This window comes from Novosphingobium sp. AAP1 (assembly GCF_001295765.1).
GTDB lineage: Bacteria > Pseudomonadota > Alphaproteobacteria > Sphingomonadales > Sphingomonadaceae > Novosphingobium > Novosphingobium capsulatum.
Genome location: NZ_LJHO01000047.1, coordinates 1 through 1,390, shown reverse-complemented (window position 1 = coordinate 1,390; position 1,390 = coordinate 1). Strand labels below are relative to the sequence as shown.

Here is a 1,390-nt window from a genome sequence, read left to right as displayed (position 1 = left end):
CCGGCGTCGGTTGCGCATCCCTGATGCAGGGTTGGTGGCCTCCCGGTACGATGGTTGAACGGCGTCAGCGGTTGGGCTGCGCCAAGCATCGAGGGAGACCACCGTGGGCTACTATACCGGGATCGACGTTTCGCTGGAAGTCTCGCATTTCTGCGTTGTGGATGCTGCGGGCAGCATTGTGAAGGAGGCGCGTGTTGCCAGCGAACCTGGGGCGATCGTCGCCTGGTTCGAGGGTCTGGACTTTCAGATGGCGGCGATCGGCCTGGAGGCTGGCCCGCTGTCGCAATGGCTCTATGCCGCGATGATCGAGGCGAAGTTGCCAGTGACCCTGCTCGAGACGAGACAGGTGCGCGATGCATTCCGGTCGATGCCGGTGAAGACCGACCGCAAGGATGCCCGCGGCATTGCCCAGTTGATGCGCCTGGGCTGGTATCGACCGGTTCATTGCAAGTCGCAGGAAGCGCAGGAGAACAGGACGCTGTTGGCTGGCCGCAAGATGCTACAGTCGAAGTACATCGATCTTGAGCTGTGCCTGCGCGGACTGCTGCGTGGCTACGGGCTGAAGGTAGGGCCGACCAACCGCAAGACTTTTGAAGGCCGTGCTCGGGAACTGGCGGCATCGGTTCCCGGGCTCGACAATGCGGTGGACGCCCTGTTGAAGGCGCGGGCTACGCTGCTTGAACAGTTTCGCAGGCTCGATGGTCTGGTCAATAGCCGGGCTCGCCAGGACGAGAGGGCGCAGTTGCTGATGACTGTGCCCGGTGTCGGAGCGCTGATCTCGCTGACGTTCGTTTCGGCGATTGATGATCCGGCCCGGTTTCGGTCATCGCGGACTGTGGGAGCACATTTGGGCCTGACCCAGCGCAAGTACCAGTCGGGGGAGACTGATGTTACCGGGCGCATTTCCAAATGCGGTGACCAGGAGGTGCGCACGGCATTATACGAGGCGGCCAACATCATCCTGACCCGGCCGGTCAAGGGATCGCAGCTCAAGAGCTGGGCGGCGAAGATTGCTAGCCGGGCGGGCATGAAGAAGGCCAAGGTCGCTTTGGCGCGCAAGCTGGCAGTCGTCATGCACCGTATGCTCAGCGACGGGACATGCTTCGAGCACAGGCTGGTTGCAGCGTGATCGTTATCGAACAGGGACGAAGGTAGGACACAAGGGTTTCGGGCGAGAGGACCATCGCGCCCAATGGCAAGGTCCCGTCGCCGGGACGCACGAGCCAGGTCAGGCCGGTAAGACGGGAGCAGCCCTTCGGGTGACTGCGCGTTTCTAGATTGGTCGGCCGGTTCGTTGAGGACATCCATCATGCAGCGCCCTTGCGGTGACTGCGGACAGAAGCATGAAGCCGGCGACGTGATTATGCCGAATCGGGATTGACAATAGGCC

Annotated in this window: 1 protein-coding gene; it reads left to right on the top strand. The window is 62.2% G+C overall.

Translation table 11 applies throughout. The features are described from left to right. Positions 1-103: 103 nt before the first annotated feature. Positions 104-1,129, top strand: a complete 1,026-nt coding sequence (locus IP65_RS20675; protein WP_054132916.1) for an IS110 family transposase — start codon at positions 104-106, stop codon at positions 1,127-1,129. Positions 1,130-1,390: the final 261 nt, after the last annotated feature.